At 43.3% G+C, this 16,025-nt stretch carries 17 protein-coding genes and 1 tRNA gene; 8 read left to right on the top strand and 10 right to left on the bottom strand.

The genetic code is table 11. From position 1 onward, the window contains the following. Positions 1 to 418 precede the first annotated feature (418 nt). Entirely contained in the window at positions 419 to 925 is a 507-nt protein-coding gene (locus tag MICAI_RS10095; protein ID WP_008201222.1) for a GUN4 domain-containing protein, read from the bottom strand. Between the two features lie 44 nt (positions 926 to 969). Here MICAI_RS10095 and MICAI_RS10090 point away from each other — a divergent pair, with 44 nt between their 5' ends. Continuing rightward, positions 970 to 1,212 (top strand): hypothetical protein, encoded by a 243-nt coding sequence (locus MICAI_RS10090; RefSeq protein ID WP_008201219.1) that lies wholly within the window; start codon positions 970 to 972, stop codon positions 1,210 to 1,212. A gap of 3 nt (positions 1,213 to 1,215) precedes the next feature. Here MICAI_RS10090 and MICAI_RS10085 read toward each other — a convergent pair whose 3' ends face one another. Further along, entirely contained in the window at positions 1,216 to 2,070 is an 855-nt protein-coding gene (locus tag MICAI_RS10085; RefSeq protein WP_008201218.1) for a universal stress protein, read from the bottom strand. A gap of 607 nt (positions 2,071 to 2,677) precedes the next feature. On the opposite strand from MICAI_RS10085, the gene MICAI_RS10080 reads away from it, so the two are divergent. Beyond that, entirely contained in the window at positions 2,678 to 3,655 is a 978-nt protein-coding gene (locus tag MICAI_RS10080) for an alpha/beta fold hydrolase (RefSeq protein ID WP_008201215.1), read from the top strand. A gap of 429 nt (positions 3,656 to 4,084) precedes the next feature. Here MICAI_RS10080 and MICAI_RS10075 read toward each other — a convergent pair whose 3' ends face one another. Then, entirely contained in the window at positions 4,085 to 4,720 is a 636-nt protein-coding gene (locus MICAI_RS10075) for a hypothetical protein (protein ID WP_008201214.1), read from the bottom strand. A gap of 102 nt (positions 4,721 to 4,822) precedes the next feature. Between MICAI_RS10075 and mnmA the strand changes: the two genes are divergently transcribed. Then, positions 4,823 to 5,881: a tRNA 2-thiouridine(34) synthase MnmA gene (gene mnmA / locus MICAI_RS10070; RefSeq protein ID WP_008201212.1), complete on the top strand. Its 1,059-nt coding sequence runs from the start codon at positions 4,823 to 4,825 to the stop codon at positions 5,879 to 5,881. Positions 5,882 to 5,970: 89 nt separating this feature from the next. Here mnmA and MICAI_RS10065 read toward each other — a convergent pair whose 3' ends face one another. The 4 genes from MICAI_RS10065 to MICAI_RS10050 form a co-directional block, all read right to left on the bottom strand. Further along, on the bottom strand, positions 5,971 to 6,723 hold the full coding sequence (locus MICAI_RS10065) for a phycobilisome rod-core linker polypeptide (protein WP_008201211.1): 753 nt from the start codon (positions 6,721 to 6,723) through the stop codon (positions 5,971 to 5,973). Between the two features lie 202 nt (positions 6,724 to 6,925). Beyond that, complete coding sequence (locus tag MICAI_RS10060; RefSeq protein WP_002781010.1) at positions 6,926 to 7,507, bottom strand: phycobiliprotein lyase; 582 nt, start codon at positions 7,505 to 7,507, stop codon at positions 6,926 to 6,928. 240 nt (positions 7,508 to 7,747) lie between these two features. After that, positions 7,748 to 8,671: a restriction endonuclease gene (locus MICAI_RS10055; protein WP_008201209.1), complete on the bottom strand. Its 924-nt coding sequence runs from the start codon at positions 8,669 to 8,671 to the stop codon at positions 7,748 to 7,750. A 378-nt stretch (positions 8,672 to 9,049) separates the two neighbouring features. Then, positions 9,050 to 9,385, bottom strand: a complete 336-nt coding sequence (locus tag MICAI_RS10050; protein ID WP_008201208.1) for a hypothetical protein — start codon at positions 9,383 to 9,385, stop codon at positions 9,050 to 9,052. 134 nt (positions 9,386 to 9,519) lie between these two features. Between MICAI_RS10050 and MICAI_RS10045 the strand changes: the two genes are divergently transcribed. Next, a tRNA-Cys gene (locus tag MICAI_RS10045) sits at positions 9,520 to 9,590 on the top strand. A gap of 48 nt (positions 9,591 to 9,638) precedes the next feature. Here the strand turns inward: MICAI_RS10045 and mtnB are convergent. After that, positions 9,639 to 10,256, bottom strand: coding sequence for a methylthioribulose 1-phosphate dehydratase (gene mtnB, locus MICAI_RS10040; protein WP_008201206.1), 618 nt, complete (start codon positions 10,254 to 10,256; stop codon positions 9,639 to 9,641). A 239-nt stretch (positions 10,257 to 10,495) separates the two neighbouring features. Here mtnB and MICAI_RS10035 point away from each other — a divergent pair, with 239 nt between their 5' ends. Continuing rightward, a complete protein-coding gene (locus tag MICAI_RS10035; protein ID WP_008201204.1) occupies positions 10,496 to 10,876 on the top strand; it encodes a hypothetical protein in 381 nt (126 codons plus the stop codon). A 10-nt stretch (positions 10,877 to 10,886) separates the two neighbouring features. On the opposite strand, the gene MICAI_RS27855 is transcribed toward MICAI_RS10035, so the two are convergent. Then, positions 10,887 to 11,129, bottom strand: coding sequence for a hypothetical protein (locus MICAI_RS27855; RefSeq protein ID WP_002760483.1), 243 nt, complete (start codon positions 11,127 to 11,129; stop codon positions 10,887 to 10,889). A 495-nt stretch (positions 11,130 to 11,624) separates the two neighbouring features. Beyond that, a complete protein-coding gene (locus tag MICAI_RS10025) occupies positions 11,625 to 13,061 on the bottom strand; it encodes a TM0106 family RecB-like putative nuclease (protein WP_039899958.1) in 1,437 nt (478 codons plus the stop codon). A 278-nt stretch (positions 13,062 to 13,339) separates the two neighbouring features. Between MICAI_RS10025 and MICAI_RS10020 the strand changes: the two genes are divergently transcribed. The 3 genes from MICAI_RS10020 to MICAI_RS10010 all read left to right on the top strand — a co-directional run bounded on the left by MICAI_RS10020 (position 13,340) and on the right by MICAI_RS10010 (position 15,937). Then, entirely contained in the window at positions 13,340 to 14,554 is a 1,215-nt protein-coding gene (locus tag MICAI_RS10020; RefSeq protein ID WP_008201199.1) for an aminotransferase class V-fold PLP-dependent enzyme, read from the top strand. 30 nt (positions 14,555 to 14,584) lie between these two features. Then, on the top strand, positions 14,585 to 14,914 hold the full coding sequence (locus MICAI_RS10015) for a BrnT family toxin (RefSeq protein WP_008201197.1): 330 nt from the start codon (positions 14,585 to 14,587) through the stop codon (positions 14,912 to 14,914). Positions 14,915 to 15,430: 516 nt separating this feature from the next. Then, positions 15,431 to 15,937 carry a hypothetical protein gene (locus MICAI_RS10010; RefSeq protein WP_149977203.1) on the top strand — a complete coding sequence of 169 codons (507 nt, stop codon included), beginning with the start codon at positions 15,431 to 15,433 and terminating at the stop codon, positions 15,935 to 15,937. The last annotated feature ends 88 nt before the right edge of the window (positions 15,938 to 16,025 follow it).

Here is a 16,025-nt window from a genome sequence, read left to right as displayed (position 1 = left end):
TTACCCTTAATTCTTGGGCAAACGAACTTTTTTCGAGAATTTGATGTCTGTTTTCAACGATCGCGATGCACGATCGAAATTATCCGCTTCTAATAAGGGTCGATGTGTTTTGGGTGGGATCGCGCTTTTGGTTAGTGTTGATAGAGAAAAGCAATGCTGGGTTTCCTGCCGTCAACCCAGCCTACGGAGATAAACTACCAGATTGGCGATCGATATGATGTAGCGTGTGTTAGCGTTAGCGTAACGCACGGATTTTGAACATTAGATAAGGTGCGTTACATTTCATTAACGCACCCTACCAGATTGGCGATCAAATATGATGTAGCGTGTGTTAGCGTTAGCGTAACGCACGGATTTTGAACATTAGATAAGGTGCGTTACATTTCATTAACGCACCCTACCAGATCGGCGATCGCACTTACCAAATATCCAATAGTTTTGATAAGCCACAGGCTCTTATACGAGAAAAGATTTTCATGGCGCTACCTTGAATAGAAAAGGGAACCCAATCTTTTCCATCTGAAATATCGCCCATAAACACTCCAATTTCGATGGAGGGGAAATGACCGATAGGCGCACTTTCGTCAGGTCTTAACTTAGAACTATTAATCCATTGATCATTCATCCGCCATCCTACTTGATTGCCAAACTCCTCACGATTTTCGATCTCTTGGAGCATCTTCATTTGGGTACTGAAGCCAAAGTATCCCTGGCTATACCTAACCCAAAGTCGATCAATTGTCAGCAGATCTGTACATGGGAAATCATCAATATCTTCTTCAGTAATATCAACAGTTTTGCAGACTCGAATAAAAATATTTATAGTTTCTCCGTTAGCCTCGCTCCATTTACACGCCTTGAGTAAGTCTCTTAGACGAGTGTAGTTAATTCCTTTCTCTGACCTCAATATGGTTTCTTCAGTCATAACTTGCCATTCCGTAAAATTGTTTTGAGAAATTATCAAAGGTCTTGGGAATCACTGTAGCACAACAAACTGCGATCGCTGCCCAGGTAATTCTCAACCCACCAAAGTTAGGATTGCTCATCCAAGAAATTGAATCTCTTGAGAAGCAGTTACTGAGCTTGGGGGTTGAGAGTCGAAGTTATCCCTTAAATGAGCTAATCGCCTTTAGCTCGGCTTTTATGACGATGAAAGCCATTGCCAGCAACTTAAATCAAATGAGTCAAGACTTACCTGCCTACACCCAATAGGGGCTAAATCCCTTCTTTTCTGGCTAAAAGGACGGGACAATTGACATTAACCCGCACATAATCCGAGAGGGAAGTACCGAGAAGGCGATCGAGATCTGGTAAACTCTTGGCCACGGAAGGACGGCGATCGGGCGAACCCAACAGTAAGAGATCCACATTATAATCATCGACGAGTTTACAGAGTTGTTCTCCCGGTTTACCCCCCGTCACCACGCAGCGATAGGGTATATTCATCCGTTTCGCTTTTGCCACTGCCGGCCCTATAATCGGGTTTTCTTCCATTTCTTTGGGGGAAGTGGGGGCAAATTCCGGTTTTAAGTCGGGGTTGACGCGGGCCAGAATTAACTCTGCTGAAGGATAATCCCGCAGGAGATAAATAGCCAGATCGAGAGCTAAATCAGCCGAGCTAGACTTATCGAGAGCTACCATCACCTTTTTGATTTTTTTGACGTAAATATCGTCTTTTACCAATAACATCGGGTGATTAGTCAGTTGAAAGACGTATTGACTGACGGAATTTTCTAGAATTGCCTCCAGTCGCTTCAGTCCTCGGGAACCCATCAGGATCAAGTCTGCACCGATTTCGTCGGCAACTTGACAGACGGTATCTTTGGGATCTCCTTGACGCAGAATAGTGGAAACTTTGCTGGGTTCAATTTTGACTTCTTGCAGGATTTTAGTCAGCATTTGGGTCCCCTCTTCCCATTTACTGGCCAGAGCTTCGGTGGTAATCTGAGGGGGAACAACCCGGAGAATGGTAATCGACGCTTTCCGGATAGCGGGGAGATCCATCAATGCTTGTAGCATTTCTTGGGTTTGACCTGCGCCGGAATCAGCGTATAGTATTTTCTCTAGCATAAGATTAAACTCGGTCTATGATCTTAATGGTTTTCGCCAATTTTCAGCATACTGCTAATGTTGTTCTCGAAATTTAACAACTTATTAAGCGCTTTTTCTTCGGTAAATGCGATGCCGAAGGCACTGCGTAGCAGCTCGCACTTGAGGGGATTTTAAGTATTTATGCTTAATTGACTAGAAATACTTGGCTCAAAATCATCGGGTAAAGCGTTCATTTGTATTATATTTTGGTTGCAATGCTGGCGCTCTCTTTTAATCACGGCGGCTGCTCACCATTAAATTGACAGGGTGAGAGCATCTCAAACGCTATTGACAATTGGCCAATTTTGTGATCCGCTTGCTGTGTGGGCATTTGAAGTGATACCAGTCAATCAGAATAGTTACGAAATCTTCACATTTGGTCGATTTTTGCTTAACAATTGAGATGGCCAATTCTCCTCAAATATGCCTGAATCGCTCTCTGGGTAAGCAACTCACATAAAGTTGATTTTGTCAAGGATTGTTAAGATGCGCTTACCCTGATTAAATTGACCATTTCATTGATGATTATTCATGGTTAATTCTCCAGCAACCACAAGAATTTTTGATTTTTACAAGAGGTCTAGTTATGTCTTTATCAATTCGAGTAATTCTCCTAGTAGCGACCACAGTTTATCAGACGTTATCTGTTTGGATAGAAGAACAAAAAGCACCGCCGGGTAATTTGATTAATCTAGGTAAATATCGCCTACATTTTTGTCTAGCGGGATCGGCTAGTCCCACTATTATTATTGACCATAGTTTAGGGGGAATTGAGGGATATTTTTTGATAGAAGAATTGTCACAATTGGCTAGGGTTTGTATTTATGATCGAGCGGGTTATGGTTGGAGTGATCCTAGTCCCCATCCACGAACTAGCTACCAAATTGTTCAGGAATTAGATCAATTACTAACCCAGGCAAAAATAGAACCACCTTATATTTTAGTTGGTGATTCTTTTGGCAGTTATAATGTTCGACTGTATGCTCATCTGTTCCCAGAAAAAGTAGTAGGTTTGGTACTCACCGATGGTTTACACGAGCAGGGAATGCTGAAAATGTCGCCAGCATTAAAGGCCTTAAAATTATTTTTCATCTCTGGATTTTGTATGTCGATTATCGGCTCAATTTTAGGCATTATAAGAGTTATGAGAGTTCTGGGAGTTTTTGAATTATTAAAACCAGAATTGCGTCGCTTTTCCCCAGATTCTTGTGATCGAGTTAAGCGTTCTTTCTGTCGCGCTAAACACTGGATGACGATGAGTAGAGAAATGCTTAATCTCGACCAAAGCGCTCGTCAGCTGAGTGAGGCTAACAATTTCGGTAATTTACCGATAGTTAGTATTAAAGCTAATTCTTTTTTTAAACCTTCCCTTTGGACTCGCTTTATTCCCCTCAAAAGTGCCAACCAACTCCGGGAGGAGATGCACCTAGAATTAGGCAAATTATCCAGAGATTTTAGGGAAATACAAGCGGATAAAAGTGGCCATTTTGTCTGGATGGATCAACCGGATGTGATCATCGATGCGGTCAGAATTTTGCTTGACAAAATTAACTCTGTGTGCTAAGTAATAGGGCAAAATTAACTTCTTGGTGAGGATAGGCAAGAGGCAACAGGCAAGAGATAGTTAGATAAGTAGGTAGGCGTTAAAAATTATCAGACACCACCCTTATCAAGGGTAGGGTTGATTCATGAATCAACCCTACCTTATCAAGGGGAGCAGGGGGGATCGAACCTAAAATCCATTTTTAATTTAATTATAACCAGCTACTTATGTGTAATTAATTGTGTCTAGCTACTTAAGAACTTCCCCTCAAAATTAATTTTTGATAATTTTAATTAATATTGTGTCTCCCCACTCTCCTATACCTTTTAAACAGGATTTAGTATTACAAGCGGTTTTATTAACCCGCAGCAGGGCAAGGGTTAAGGAGAATTAGGGATAATTCCCAGACCTGAACCCGGATTATTATTAATATTTTCAACCCTAACTTTACTAATTATTGAGGGTAATAATCTGAGCGCTAAAACCCTGTTTAGTTAACTCTTGTACTCTTTGCTTTGCTTGGTATTGTTGCTGAAATAACCCCACTTGAATAACATTTTCTCCCGTACGGATAAATGCGAGGGGTTCAATTTCTTTAATTTTTGCCAACGCTTCCGCACTATTAGTCCTAACTTCAACGCGAAAGAGTTGATTAGCGGCAATAACCCGCTGCTGTGGTGCGGGGGGTTTATTGGCGCGATTTTGAGGTCTGGGTGCTGGTGGATTGACAGTTTGACGATGATTATTAATCACCGTAGCATCGGCAGGACGCACGGTAGCGGGAGCTTGAAAAACGTATTCTCTCAGGGGTTGATTACCAGAAACTGGGTCCGCCACCAGAGGACGAACTGAAGGAGAATTAACTGGGGGTAAATTTAAGGGTGAACATTGGGAACAATTAACAGCACTGGGACTGTCTGAACGTTTAGTTGGTTGTCTCACCGCCGGCGGTGGGGGCAAACGACGACCGGGATAAAGATTCTGGGCAAAAGATAAGTTTGCTTTTAGCAGTAGCGTTCCTTGAGCGATTATCCCGACTTTTAACCAAAATAAAGCCGAGAAAAACAGTAGATTTGTTCTCATCATGCTGGTTTGTCCTCACACGAAATTTGGGTACACCATGTCCAAATTTTAAAGGAGGAGATGCTAGTCTAGAAAGTATATTGGTTAAAAATCATTACAAAGTTTATGGGGAAAGTTGTTGTCGGTCTATCAGGGGGAGTAGATAGCTCTGTTGCCGCTGCCGCCTTACACGCTCAAGGTTATGATGTTATTGGCTTGACCCTGTGGTTAATGAAGGGTAAAGGTCAATGCTGCTCCGAGGGAATGGTGGATGCGGCCTTTATTTGTGAGCAGTTGGGGGTTCCCCATCATATCGTCGATAGTCGCGAGCTTTTCCAAAAGGAAATTATTGATTATCTAGTTTCCGGTTACGAAGCGGGAATCACACCGCTGCCCTGTTCTCAGTGCAATAAAGCGGTAAAATTTAGCCCGATGCTGCATTATGCTAGGGAAACCTTGCAAACGGATACTATTGCCACCGGTCACTACGCTAGAATTCGTTTTTCTCCTGAAAATAACCGTTATCAACTGCTGCGCGCCGTCGATAAAAATAAAGATCAATCCTATTTTCTCTATGATCTAACTCAAGATGTACTGCGTGGGACTTTATTTCCCTTGGGCGAACAAACCAAGGCAGAAACCCGCAGGATTGCCCAGGAATTCGGCTTAAAAACAGCAGATAAACCCGATAGTCAGGATTTATGCTTGATTGAAGCTCACGGAACTATGCGATCATTCTTGGATAAGTATATCGCCGTTAGTGAGGGGGATATCGTCGATCTCGATGGCAAAGTTTTGGGTAAACATAGCGGTATCCATCATTATACGATCGGACAACGCAAAGGCATCGGCATCGCCGCCGCCGAACCTCTCTATGTGGTAAAACTCGATCCCGTCATGAATCGGGTTATCGTCGGTAATCGCGAAAGTGCCGTTAGTGCCGCTTGTCTTGTCGGACGGATGAACTGGGTTTCTATTGCTGAACCTACCACCCCTATCCGCGCGCAGGTACAGGTACGTTATCGTTCTCCGGCTGTTCCCGTCAATGTTATTCCCCTAGAAAATAATCAAGTGAAGCTGGTTTTCGATGAACCACAATTTAGCATCACCCCGGGCCAGGCAGCCGTGATTTATGAAGGGGAAATCGTCCTCGGTGGGGGGATTATCTCAGGAGCAACCCCATAGGGAGAGCCACCAATTCACAAAATAACCTGATTATGGTTCGGGGGTCATTCTGCCAATTAGGGACTCTCCCCAGCAGATTTAGCTAAAAATTAACGACGGGGTACAGAAGCCTCGATGTTAATATTCATAGCGGAGATTCTTGGTACAGGATTGCCTTTGGCGCTACCGAGACCCCGGGCCATAGCCAAGAAGCTGGAAGGATCGCCGGCTTTGGGTTTTTGCTCTTGGGGAACATAGCGACGGACAGCATTCTGCCAAACGATTTGGGGGAAGCCCAAAATACCACGATAGTAGCCATCGTAGCGAGGCGAGGTGATGTTGAATGGACGTTCACCGATTTCGCGGCTCGCCAGGGTGCGACGACGTTGGTAGGGAACGGTATCATAACCAAAGCTTTGCAGATACTCGTCACTGTTGAGAAGTTGATCGACAAAACCTTGAATGCCTTTGGTGGCAACGACAATCGACCAAGCAATTTTTTCTCTTTCGCTATAGACATCGCGACCGAGAACTCTTTGTACTACCTGTTCGACAAAGCGATAGTTGCTGTTTTTCTCGTAGAAGCTGTTATAGAAGGTTTTCGATAACAGTAAACCACGAATGAAATCCCGCACCGATAATTGTCCATTGCGTAATTGGGATTCGAGGAAGGGTTCCCGATCCCATTTAAAGGCATGGAAGAAAATCTGACGGTAAGCGGCTTCGATTAAATCGTCCAGGTCGCTAGGGGAGAGGACATTTTCCGTCGTGTAAACTCTCGGTTTTTCGTCTCCACCGACATCATAACCAGCTACCCGCACGTTTTGGGACTTGGGGGCGTAATTTAAAAGAGGAATGGCCAAGGGTAAACCTCCGTATCCTTAGAAATGCTTAAAAAACTTTCCTCCTAATGATAAGGGAGTAGGTGCCAACTAGAAAAGAAATATTAAAAATTCTTACAATTGTTAAGAAAACTTGCTTACCATCCGGGGTGTTGGGGAGCGCCGGAGCAGGGAGAGGGGAGAAAAAAACTGATAACTGATAACTGATAACTGATAACTGAATTTACCAGCCACTAATCGAATAGGATGATGGTTCGGGGGAATCACTAGAGACTGACTCCGATGACTGATTGCGGGATTCAGCACAAAAAGTGGCCGTATTAAAACCGCCAAAACGTTGAACTGTGCTAGTGCGGAGACGTAAATCGGCATCGGCAAACCAAAAACGCTCGATCGAGGTCATAGTTTCGTATTCTGTAATTAAGACTAAACCTTCCTGTTCATCAATGTGATAACGGCCCGCCACGGGAATGATTTCCGCATAACCTCGCTCCCGCAGGAGAACACCCGCTTGGGGATTATCTTCGTCGGGAATTAGCGCAAAAACGGTGGTTCCTTGATGATTTTCGTTTTCTTTGTCCCACTGCATCGAACCATCCCAACTGACAAAGGCACCCCCCACAGTCTTAGCGGGATCGACTTCGTGCATTTCACAGATAGCGATAATTTTCGGGTTATCGGCGCTTAAAGCTTCCACATAAATCTCGGAATCGCCGGTTTCTGAGCGTCGAAAGGGTAAATGATGGGTGGTGCGCTGAGATTTCCACTGTCCCGCACTTTTCTGAAAAAAGGTCATCCCGTCCATAGTTTTTATCCTCTGTTTTCCCTATCTATTTTAACGCCATGGCCGTTTCCTGTAACCCTTGTCCCCCTCTCTCTCTCATTCATCCCCAAAATAATCATGATCAATTCTCTTGATTTCATAGATTTCTTTTGTCGATACACCTAAGTTATAAGTAGGGAGGCACAATTATTTGTAGGATGAGTTAGCGGTAGCGTAAACTATGCGGGCGTTGGGTTTCATGCTTCAACCCAACCTACGTTATTATTCATCCCCAAAATAATCATGATCAATTCTCTTGATTTCATAGATTTTTTGGGTCGATACACCTAAATTATAATCAATCATCAATTGACCTAATTCTTCCCCATCAATCAGCACTATTTTTATCTCATTTCTGGGGGCATATTCTAAAGCTTCTTTGGTAAAATAGGAAGTAGTGATAAAAATACCTTTTTTGGCTCCTTGTCCCGCTAATGCCCCGACAAATTTCTGGATTTCTGGACGACCAACGGCATTATTATCAGCCCATCTTTTGGCCTGAATATAGATTATATCTAAACCGAGTCTATCTTCTTTTATTATTCCATCAATCCCTTGATCACCGCTCTTACCTACCGCTTTACCGGCATCTCTAATTGAGCCACCATAACCCATTTTTACCAGTAATTCTACTACTAATTTTTCAAAAGCATCTGGGGATAATTTTCGCAGAATAAAAAGTAAGTCTGTCGCTAATGCTTGACGAATTTCTTGATAGGAGTTTTCTAGTAATTCCTCTGGGTTTTGTTCTTGATCAGAAGTTGATAAATTGCTTTCAAGAGTAATAGTTTCATTTTGCTTATTGACTCTAGTAAATTCTTGAAACTCAGGAAATTGCCTGAGAAATTTGTTATCAATTCGAGTAGGATTTTGAGATAAGATTTCTTTTCCTTTCTCAGAAATTACAAAAGTTGCCCTTTGGGGTGAGTCAATTAATCCCGCTTTCTTTAAATAGGTTTTTGCCCAACCGACTCGATTAGAAAAAATTTCTTGTTGTCCACTGGGAAGCATTTCTTTTCTTTCTGCTTCCGTGACTTGAAACTCTCTGACCAAGGCTTCAAAAATTTCTCGATATTTATAAACTTTGCCATCTGCAAGTATTTTTAATAGCGGCAACATAATCGATTGAAAATCGGGAATGGGCATAGTTCAGATGAAAAGCGGGGTCAGTCATTCCGATTATACAGCAACAATCTCCAAGAATTTAGATAATAATACAAAATCGTTTTTTAATAGTGCGATTAACTGCCAATCGAACTTTTAAAACCCACTCCCTACTTCCCTAATTCCCCACTCCCTACCCTCCTATACTTTTAAAACAGGATTTAGTATAATACGCCTGAACTTATTAATGATTGGGAGGCATTACTAAAGAATTTGAGAGAGAAATTATCGCCATTGATAATCGTCTTGATACTCCAAAATAAGCTGTTGACTATTTAAATTACTGGTGAAGACTGTTTATGAGTGCCGGAGCGGGTAGCAGGGAGTGTCAATGTCATGGCTAAAAAAACCCTATCCCTGCTATTCATACAAAATCTCATCAAAACAAGCTTCTCCCACACTCGCTAAAGTCCTAGCGGCAGCTTTATCAGTTTTCGACTTCTGCACGAGGGTGCGGAATTGCTGTAGATTGTAACGAGCTTGGAATTTTTTAATCGTGCAGTCGCATAGGTCTTTTGCCACATCAGCAGCTAATCCCTCCCCGCGCGCTCTTTGTAAACATTCTTGACGATAACTGTCGAAAGTCGTGGCAGTATTAGAACTTTGGCTAAGGTAAACGGCATTATTAGCCTGTACTGGCAAGGATAAAGCCAATAAACCGATAAAAGCTAGTAAATATCTTTTATTTCTCATCATAATCGCTTTTTTAAGCCTAAAATCCCCCACTAGATTAGAGAACCGCTGCCTAAATTATAGATCGATCGCTTGACTCTTAGGTTCCAGTCTTGGCAAACTGTCATCTGTTATGCTAGGATAAATACTGCTTGATCGGCGCCATCGCCAAGTGGTAAGGCAGAGGTCTGCAAAACCTTTACCCCCAGTTCGAATCTGGGTGGCGCCTTGGAAAATGTCGGCAGTATTTCTTTTATTACCTTGTTTAAATGAAGGTTTAACAAGGTTTTACCTGATAGGCTGCCACTAGATAGCGAAACATATACTCGACTATCTCTAAATAATTCTCGGTAGTTTCTAGAGACTCACCCCACACCGTCACGCCATGGTCAGAAATCAGTAAAGCGGGAATTTCTGGGGGTAAAGTTGAGAATCTACTTTCTATTTCTGCGGCAATTTTCGGCACATCGAGATAGTTAGCAAAAACCGGCATAAATACTTGAGGATTTTCTACCCAAATACCTAAACCTTTCAACATTTCTAAGGGAGGTAACGATAACTTATCCTCACGAGCAAAACGGCAAACTAAATTCGCTTCCACCGAGTGGACATGATAACAAGCTTGTGCTTGGGGAAAGAGACGATAAATCACCCGATGAATGCTAGTTTCGGCCGAAGGACGATTATCTGGATTAGGTAATTCTCTGACTTTTCCCGTCAGATCCACCCGCACAAAATCCTCTTCTGTGAGTTTACCTTTACTTTTGCCACTGGCAGTAATCCAAAAACTATGATCATCAACTTTAGCGGATAAATTACCCACCGTGCCAAGCATCCAACCCAGTTGATGAAATCTTCGGGCAGCGGCAGCTAGAGATAGACGAGGATCGCTCATGGTTTTTAGAGATATGGTGGATAGGAACCGATCTATTATAACAAGCCGAAGCGATCGGACGATCCACTCCCCAGCAAATTTGCTGAGGATGTCAGTCAAGATAATCTCGCTCAAAACTAAACCCAAGATAGAATAGGGTGAGGAACCAGTGAGTCAAAAAGAAGATTTAACCGTGGCAATGTGTTAGGGATGTGTTAGGTTAAAGATAATTGCAGCTTTGATGAATCGAGGGTTGAGCCGTGAATAACAACTTTTTCCGCAGCTATTCTGTCAATGATTCTGGTTTGGGTTGTTTCTTATCTTTGATTTTAGTCGGATTGTTGTTAGGCTCGATCGGACTGGGTTGGTTAGTCAATGGTTTTTTAATTCTCGTCGCATTTCTAATCATTTCCCCCGTCATTGCTTGGGGAATTTTTCGCTGGTGGTTGCGACGCAATTTAGTTGAAGATAGCTGTCCCGTCTGTAGCTACGAATTTACGGGTTTTAACCGCATGGAATGCCAATGTCCTAACTGTGGTGAACCGTTAAAAGTGGAAGGGGGTAAGTTTATTATTCTCACCCCTCCCGGTACGATCGATGTCCAAGCGATCGAAGTACCTACCGGACAGTTGGAAGATTAGAGTCAAACCATCACCATCTAGGCACGCGCACCAAACTGAAAGCGGGGGTTCTGAATTTTAACAATAACAGCAGTCCCAACAGGTGAATTGACCAATGAACGAGAATTAAGCCCCAAATAATTGCAAAAATCAAACTACTAACGGCAAGAGCTTTAAAAATATCATTATCGGTCTTTTGATACCAGAGAAGACTAAGGAAGGAAAGCAGTAGGAGTAGAAGCGGAAAAAGTGGGGAGAACATGGGGATCACCATTGGGTGAGGGGACTGTCTTCACATCCATAGCCTATCATTTTCCCTTTGCAGTTACGCGTAGCAGCGGCTACATACCCCCCTATTTGTCATAAATCTTTAGAATTAAATTAAAAAGTTGACCGAAAAATTGGGTTTAAAGCCTCGCCCTTTTAGGGCGACTTTATATGATCTATGATATTAAGAATAGCGGGCAGGGTAAGCAACCGCTTAAAAAACCCAGTCATCGCAGGATGAACGCACCTTGAAAACTAGAGTTATGGGGTTCTATAGGGGAATGCTCCTATAGGTAAAAGCTCTAAGCGTCAAGTACCAGAGAAACCAATTATTTTAGAGGTTTTGAACTGTATCGTAGGGCATACGAAAACAGGCTTCTGTAAGGGAGCGAAAGTCTGAGGAGAGAACCACCTCTGGGTGGGATTTCGCCAGGAATCTAATTCAAGTGGACTCGTTGAGCCAGAAATTCTCAGCAGTGATGCGAGAAGAATCCACGTCCGTTTACGGCGTGGGGTATGTCAAAAGCCAATCTTTTAGTATAAAGGTGGCGCGACAATCATCCTCATTGTAACGTAAAATAGCCGACAATAAAGTCCGATCTCCTGTTTTTAACCACTGGTCATACCACCAAACGCATTGATCCCCGCTTACTCCTCGATCGCGCCATTGAAAGCCAATCCAGTTAGCGAGGGATTTTAAAGAATAACTTTCCACGGGAAAAGTTACCGAGTTAACTACATGATAGTGCAGATCAAAACAGCGAGAAACTAACTGATTAATCAAAGAAGAAGGGGTTTTATAAAGATAACCTAATCGCTTAATTGTTTCCACTTCGTACTCAGAAAAGTGAAAAATTGGTGCTTGATAATCCTGCATGACTAAGGTTAAGAATTCCTGCCAAATCCTGCCTTCATCTTCTGGCTTTTCTGCCAAAAAGGGATAAAATTGCTGGGTATTAACTCGATGGTCAACCCGTAAAACCCCCAAAAGATAATCTAAATTCTGTTCTGGTTCCGCTTCGATGTCAAAATAAAATTCAATCTCGGCCCTCGGTAGGGGGGGCAAATAGGCAGTTTTGCCGTTGCTTTTGCGAAAGGCCCGATTTTCAATAATTGCTTGGGCCTGTAGTTGTAACTGATTAGCCACCTCTACCCCCATCCCCTCCCCCATACGAGTAGGACAGGTAAGTGCCAGGGATTCCATGGTGGAAACCCCCAAAGACTGTAAAAATTGGTAACGACTGGGAGTTACCCCCGGGACTAAAGAAAGATGTTGACTCGCTTGGGCGATACCATAACAGTGACTATACCAATGACATAAACTGCAACGCTGACGCGAGATAAAAACTTCTGGTTCTTGGCGATTAATCACCATTTCGCCGAACTTTTTGATTATTTCCTCTAGTTTAGTTAACCAGAGATTCAATTCCACCCGATAGCGATTATGACGACGTAGGACAATTTCCGCATAACTGGGAAAAACTCCCTGCATACTGGCTAATAAATAGGCGTAAAAAGTAGCCAGCAGCTTATATTCAGGCTTAGGACGGCGACCGAGTTGAATATTGAGGGGATAATAAACCCAATCGCCAAATTTAGACTCTCCTGCCTTTTTAATCAATAAATGCGGGGAACCAGTTAAAGAGACGGGATAGCCAGATTGTAACAGGACTCCGTGATAAATACAGGATACCCCCTGACGCATCAAAGCTTCCGTTTCCCTAGCGGCGGCTAAAATATCGCTGGTGGGAGTAGTCAGGGAATAATAATCGGGATAGGAGTCTTGCAGGACTTTTTTAACGTGACTTTGACTCTCTTGGCGCAATTTAAGCAAAAAATCTCGCTCAGGGTCTTTTTCTTGGCTATTGCCGTAGAGATTTAAAAACGCACGGCGTTGACAACGTTGGTAGTCTAGAAGTAGATCATCGGTCAGTAGCATTCTATCAAGGAGAAAAGTTAAGCTTTCCTGGACCTGTGAGGTAAAGTAAAAAATAATAAACTTAAAAAAAGAAAACATTCCCAAGTATGTTTCCTCTACTTTAATACTATTGTGACAATTGTGACTTAATCCGTCGATAGAATTCAGCCTTCGGTCGTCGGTCGTCAGGAAGTGGGGAATTCAACTAAAACCCGAAAACCCCAAAACCCAACACCTTCTAACTGATAACTGATAACTGATAACTGATAACTGATAACTGACCCCCCATCTCCTCGCTTATGCAGAATTTAGACGAAAATAGCCTCGATTGCGCCGTTAGTAAACCAGATTTAGCCGAACAAAGACAGGAATTTCGGGGACTTAGCAATAAAGTTTACTTTAATTTCGGTGGTCAGGGAACCTTGCCCAAGGCCGGATTAGAAGCGATTATCGATGCCCATAATTTTCTCCAACAACAGGGTCCTTTTTCAGGACGGGTAAACGATTGGATTACCGGAAAAACGGAACTTCTCAGGCAAGAAATGGCTCAGGAGTTGGGAATTAGCCCCAGTAATCTCTCTATCACCGAGGATGTCACTGTGGGCTGTAATATCGCCCTCTGGGGGGTTGATTGGCAAGCGGGGGAACATATTTTACTAACCGATTGTGAACACCCCGGAATTATGGCCACAGTTCGGGAAATTGCCCGTCGTTATCATCTGGAAATTTCCACTTGTCCTATTCGGGAAACTTTAAACGGTGGCAACCCGATAGAAGTGATTTCCGGTCATTTACGTCCAAAAACTAGGGTTTTGGTGGTTAGTCACGTTCTCTGGAATACCGGACAGGTTTTACCCCTCAAGGAAATCTCGCAGCTTTGTCATGATAATTCTGTCACCGAAAAACCCGTTTTAGTGGTGGTGGATGCTGCCCAATCCGTGGGTTGTTTGCCCTTGGATTTAAGCGCTACTGCCGCCGATTGTTATGCTTTTACGGGTCATAAATGGTGGTGTGGACCAGCTGGTGTGGGAGGATTGTATATTCGTCCCGAAATTTTCCCTAGTTTACAGCCCACTTTTATCGGTTGGCGCGGTATTGAAACAGATAACCGAGGACAGCCTATCGGTTGGAAACCGGATGCCAGACGCTTTGAAGTGGCCACTTCTGCCTATCCTCAATTTGAGGGTTTAAGGGCAACTATTGCGGTACATAACGCCTGGGGTGATGGGGGACAAAGATACGAAAAAATCTGTCAATTAGCGGCTTATCTTTGGGAAGAATTAAAGACGATTAAAGGGGTGAAATGTTTAAAAAATTCTCCGCCGGAATCCGGTTTAGTTTCCTTTCAAATTGACTCGACCATCAGCCCACAAAATTTAGTGCAACAGCTAGAAAAACAAGGGTTTTTACTGCGAACTCTCCTCGACCCCCTCTGTGTGCGTGCCTGTGTCCATTATTTCACTTTGCCCTCAGAAATCGAGCAGTTAGTAGCAGCTATCCAAAAGTTAGTTTAAAATCGGATTATAGGCGATCGACTATCGATAATGACGACCCCGCAACTTTTCGAGTGGGATGAAAATAAGCGTCAGGCCAATATAGAAAAACACCGCATAGATTTCGCCGACCTGGAAGCGATTTTTAGCGGGCCGATAATCGAGCGCGTGGATAACCGTCAGAATTACGGCGAAATTCGAGTGATTCTAGTGGGTACAATCGATAATATCGTTTTGGTGGTGGTTTATACATGGCGTGGCTCGGTTCGTCGAATAATTAGTGCTAGGAGGGCTAACAACCGTGAACGAAGAACATATTACCAGAGTCACCCGCGAACAGTGGGCGAAGTTGAAAGGCAAAACGAACTGGGAGAAAGTTAAAGGGATGAGTGAGGCGGAAATTGAAAAAAACGCCCTAGAAGACCCCGATAATCCACCGCTGCCGGCTGATTTTTTCGATAAAAGCGAGTGCGGTTAATTTGATTTTCTAAAATTCATAAGCTATTATATCATCTAAGCGACTTGCGCTTTGATAATGTACTGTTTAGGGCTAGTCTGATTCTTCTACAGAGCGATTGTCTGGCAGGGATATTATTCCTACGCAAGTCCCTAATGTTCAGTCAGCTTTCAAAAATCTACCCGATTCACCCTAAATCTATGCTGAAAAAAAATCAAAAAACAGCAGTTTTGCCGTAGAACGGCAAAACTGCTGTTATCCTTGCTACTGGAACTCTCCTCGCAACCTCCTTTGCTCATTCCGCATCCGCAGCGGTACTAACCTTCGATATTACGGGAATCAATAACTTTGACTCTCTAAACTCCCCTTCCTTTGCGGGATACGGTGATCGTATTACCAGCTTCACGAATGGTATTTTCAGTTACGGTAGCGCTGGGGGCTTGACACCGAACGTGGTCGTGGACTATCCGAACAACCGGACGTTATGGTGGTCATTGGAATATGGAAATCTTACCAATGTTATCTATGCCGAGGAGTCTGGAACCAGTATTCTTGATGTCACCCTAACCGCCGATCCAGGGTTTGAGGTGGTGCTAGATTCTTTCGATCTTGCGGGTTGGCGCGGAGACTACACGATTAACTCCGTACAAGTCCTGAGCGGTGGCACTTCTGTGTTTAGTCAAAGTAATGTATTCATCAGTGGAACCACGCGAACCAGTTTCAATACCTCGAATCTCGGTTCCCTCGCCGCTTCAACACTAACGATCCGTTTTGACGCCGCTAATCTCGGTAGTGATTCAGATAATATTGGCTTGGATAACATTCAATTTTCTCAAAGAAGTACGACCCCTCCCCCGGTGAGAACTTCTGAACCTTCCGCTCTAGTGGCGATCAGCGCAGTTGCGGGGATCGCCACTTTTCTAAAACGAGCGAGAAAAGATCGATAATCAATCTTTAGTAACTGGATTTGGGGATTTTATCGGGGGCTGTATTAGCCTAGACTAACACAGCCCAAAGTTACCGTTTAAACCCACA

The sequence above is a fragment of the Microcystis sp. T1-4 genome, assembly GCF_000297435.1.
GTDB lineage: Bacteria > Cyanobacteriota > Cyanobacteriia > Cyanobacteriales > Microcystaceae > Microcystis.
The sequence above is the reverse complement of the archived record's forward strand: the minus strand, read 5'-3'. Positions and strand labels throughout refer to the sequence as shown.

Excerpts from the sequence above, each read along its gene's own strand:
- MICAI_RS10080 (WP_008201215.1), top strand. The coding sequence starts at position 2,678 with ATGTCTTTATCAATTCGAGTAATTCTCCTAGTAGCGACCACAGTTTAT.
- MICAI_RS27855 (WP_002760483.1), bottom strand. The coding sequence starts at position 11,129 with ATGGTGATCCCCATGTTCTCCCCACTTTTTCCGCTTCTACTCCTACTG.
- MICAI_RS10050 (WP_008201208.1), bottom strand. The coding sequence starts at position 9,385 with ATGATGAGAAATAAAAGATATTTACTAGCTTTTATCGGTTTATTGGCT.
- MICAI_RS10060 (WP_002781010.1), bottom strand. The coding sequence starts at position 7,507 with ATGGACGGGATGACCTTTTTTCAGAAAAGTGCGGGACAGTGGAAATCT.
- MICAI_RS10085 (WP_008201218.1), bottom strand. The coding sequence starts at position 2,070 with ATGCTAGAGAAAATACTATACGCTGATTCCGGCGCAGGTCAAACCCAA.
- mnmA (WP_008201212.1), top strand. The coding sequence starts at position 4,823 with ATGGGGAAAGTTGTTGTCGGTCTATCAGGGGGAGTAGATAGCTCTGTT.
- MICAI_RS10095 (WP_008201222.1), bottom strand. The coding sequence starts at position 925 with ATGACTGAAGAAACCATATTGAGGTCAGAGAAAGGAATTAACTACACT.
- MICAI_RS10020 (WP_008201199.1), top strand. The coding sequence starts at position 13,340 with ATGCAGAATTTAGACGAAAATAGCCTCGATTGCGCCGTTAGTAAACCA.
- MICAI_RS10015 (WP_008201197.1), top strand. The coding sequence starts at position 14,585 with ATGACGACCCCGCAACTTTTCGAGTGGGATGAAAATAAGCGTCAGGCC.
- MICAI_RS10055 (WP_008201209.1), bottom strand. The coding sequence starts at position 8,671 with ATGCCCATTCCCGATTTTCAATCGATTATGTTGCCGCTATTAAAAATA.
- MICAI_RS10025 (WP_039899958.1), bottom strand. The coding sequence starts at position 13,061 with ATGCTACTGACCGATGATCTACTTCTAGACTACCAACGTTGTCAACGC.
- MICAI_RS10075 (WP_008201214.1), bottom strand. The coding sequence starts at position 4,720 with ATGATGAGAACAAATCTACTGTTTTTCTCGGCTTTATTTTGGTTAAAA.
- mtnB (WP_008201206.1), bottom strand. The coding sequence starts at position 10,256 with ATGAGCGATCCTCGTCTATCTCTAGCTGCCGCTGCCCGAAGATTTCAT.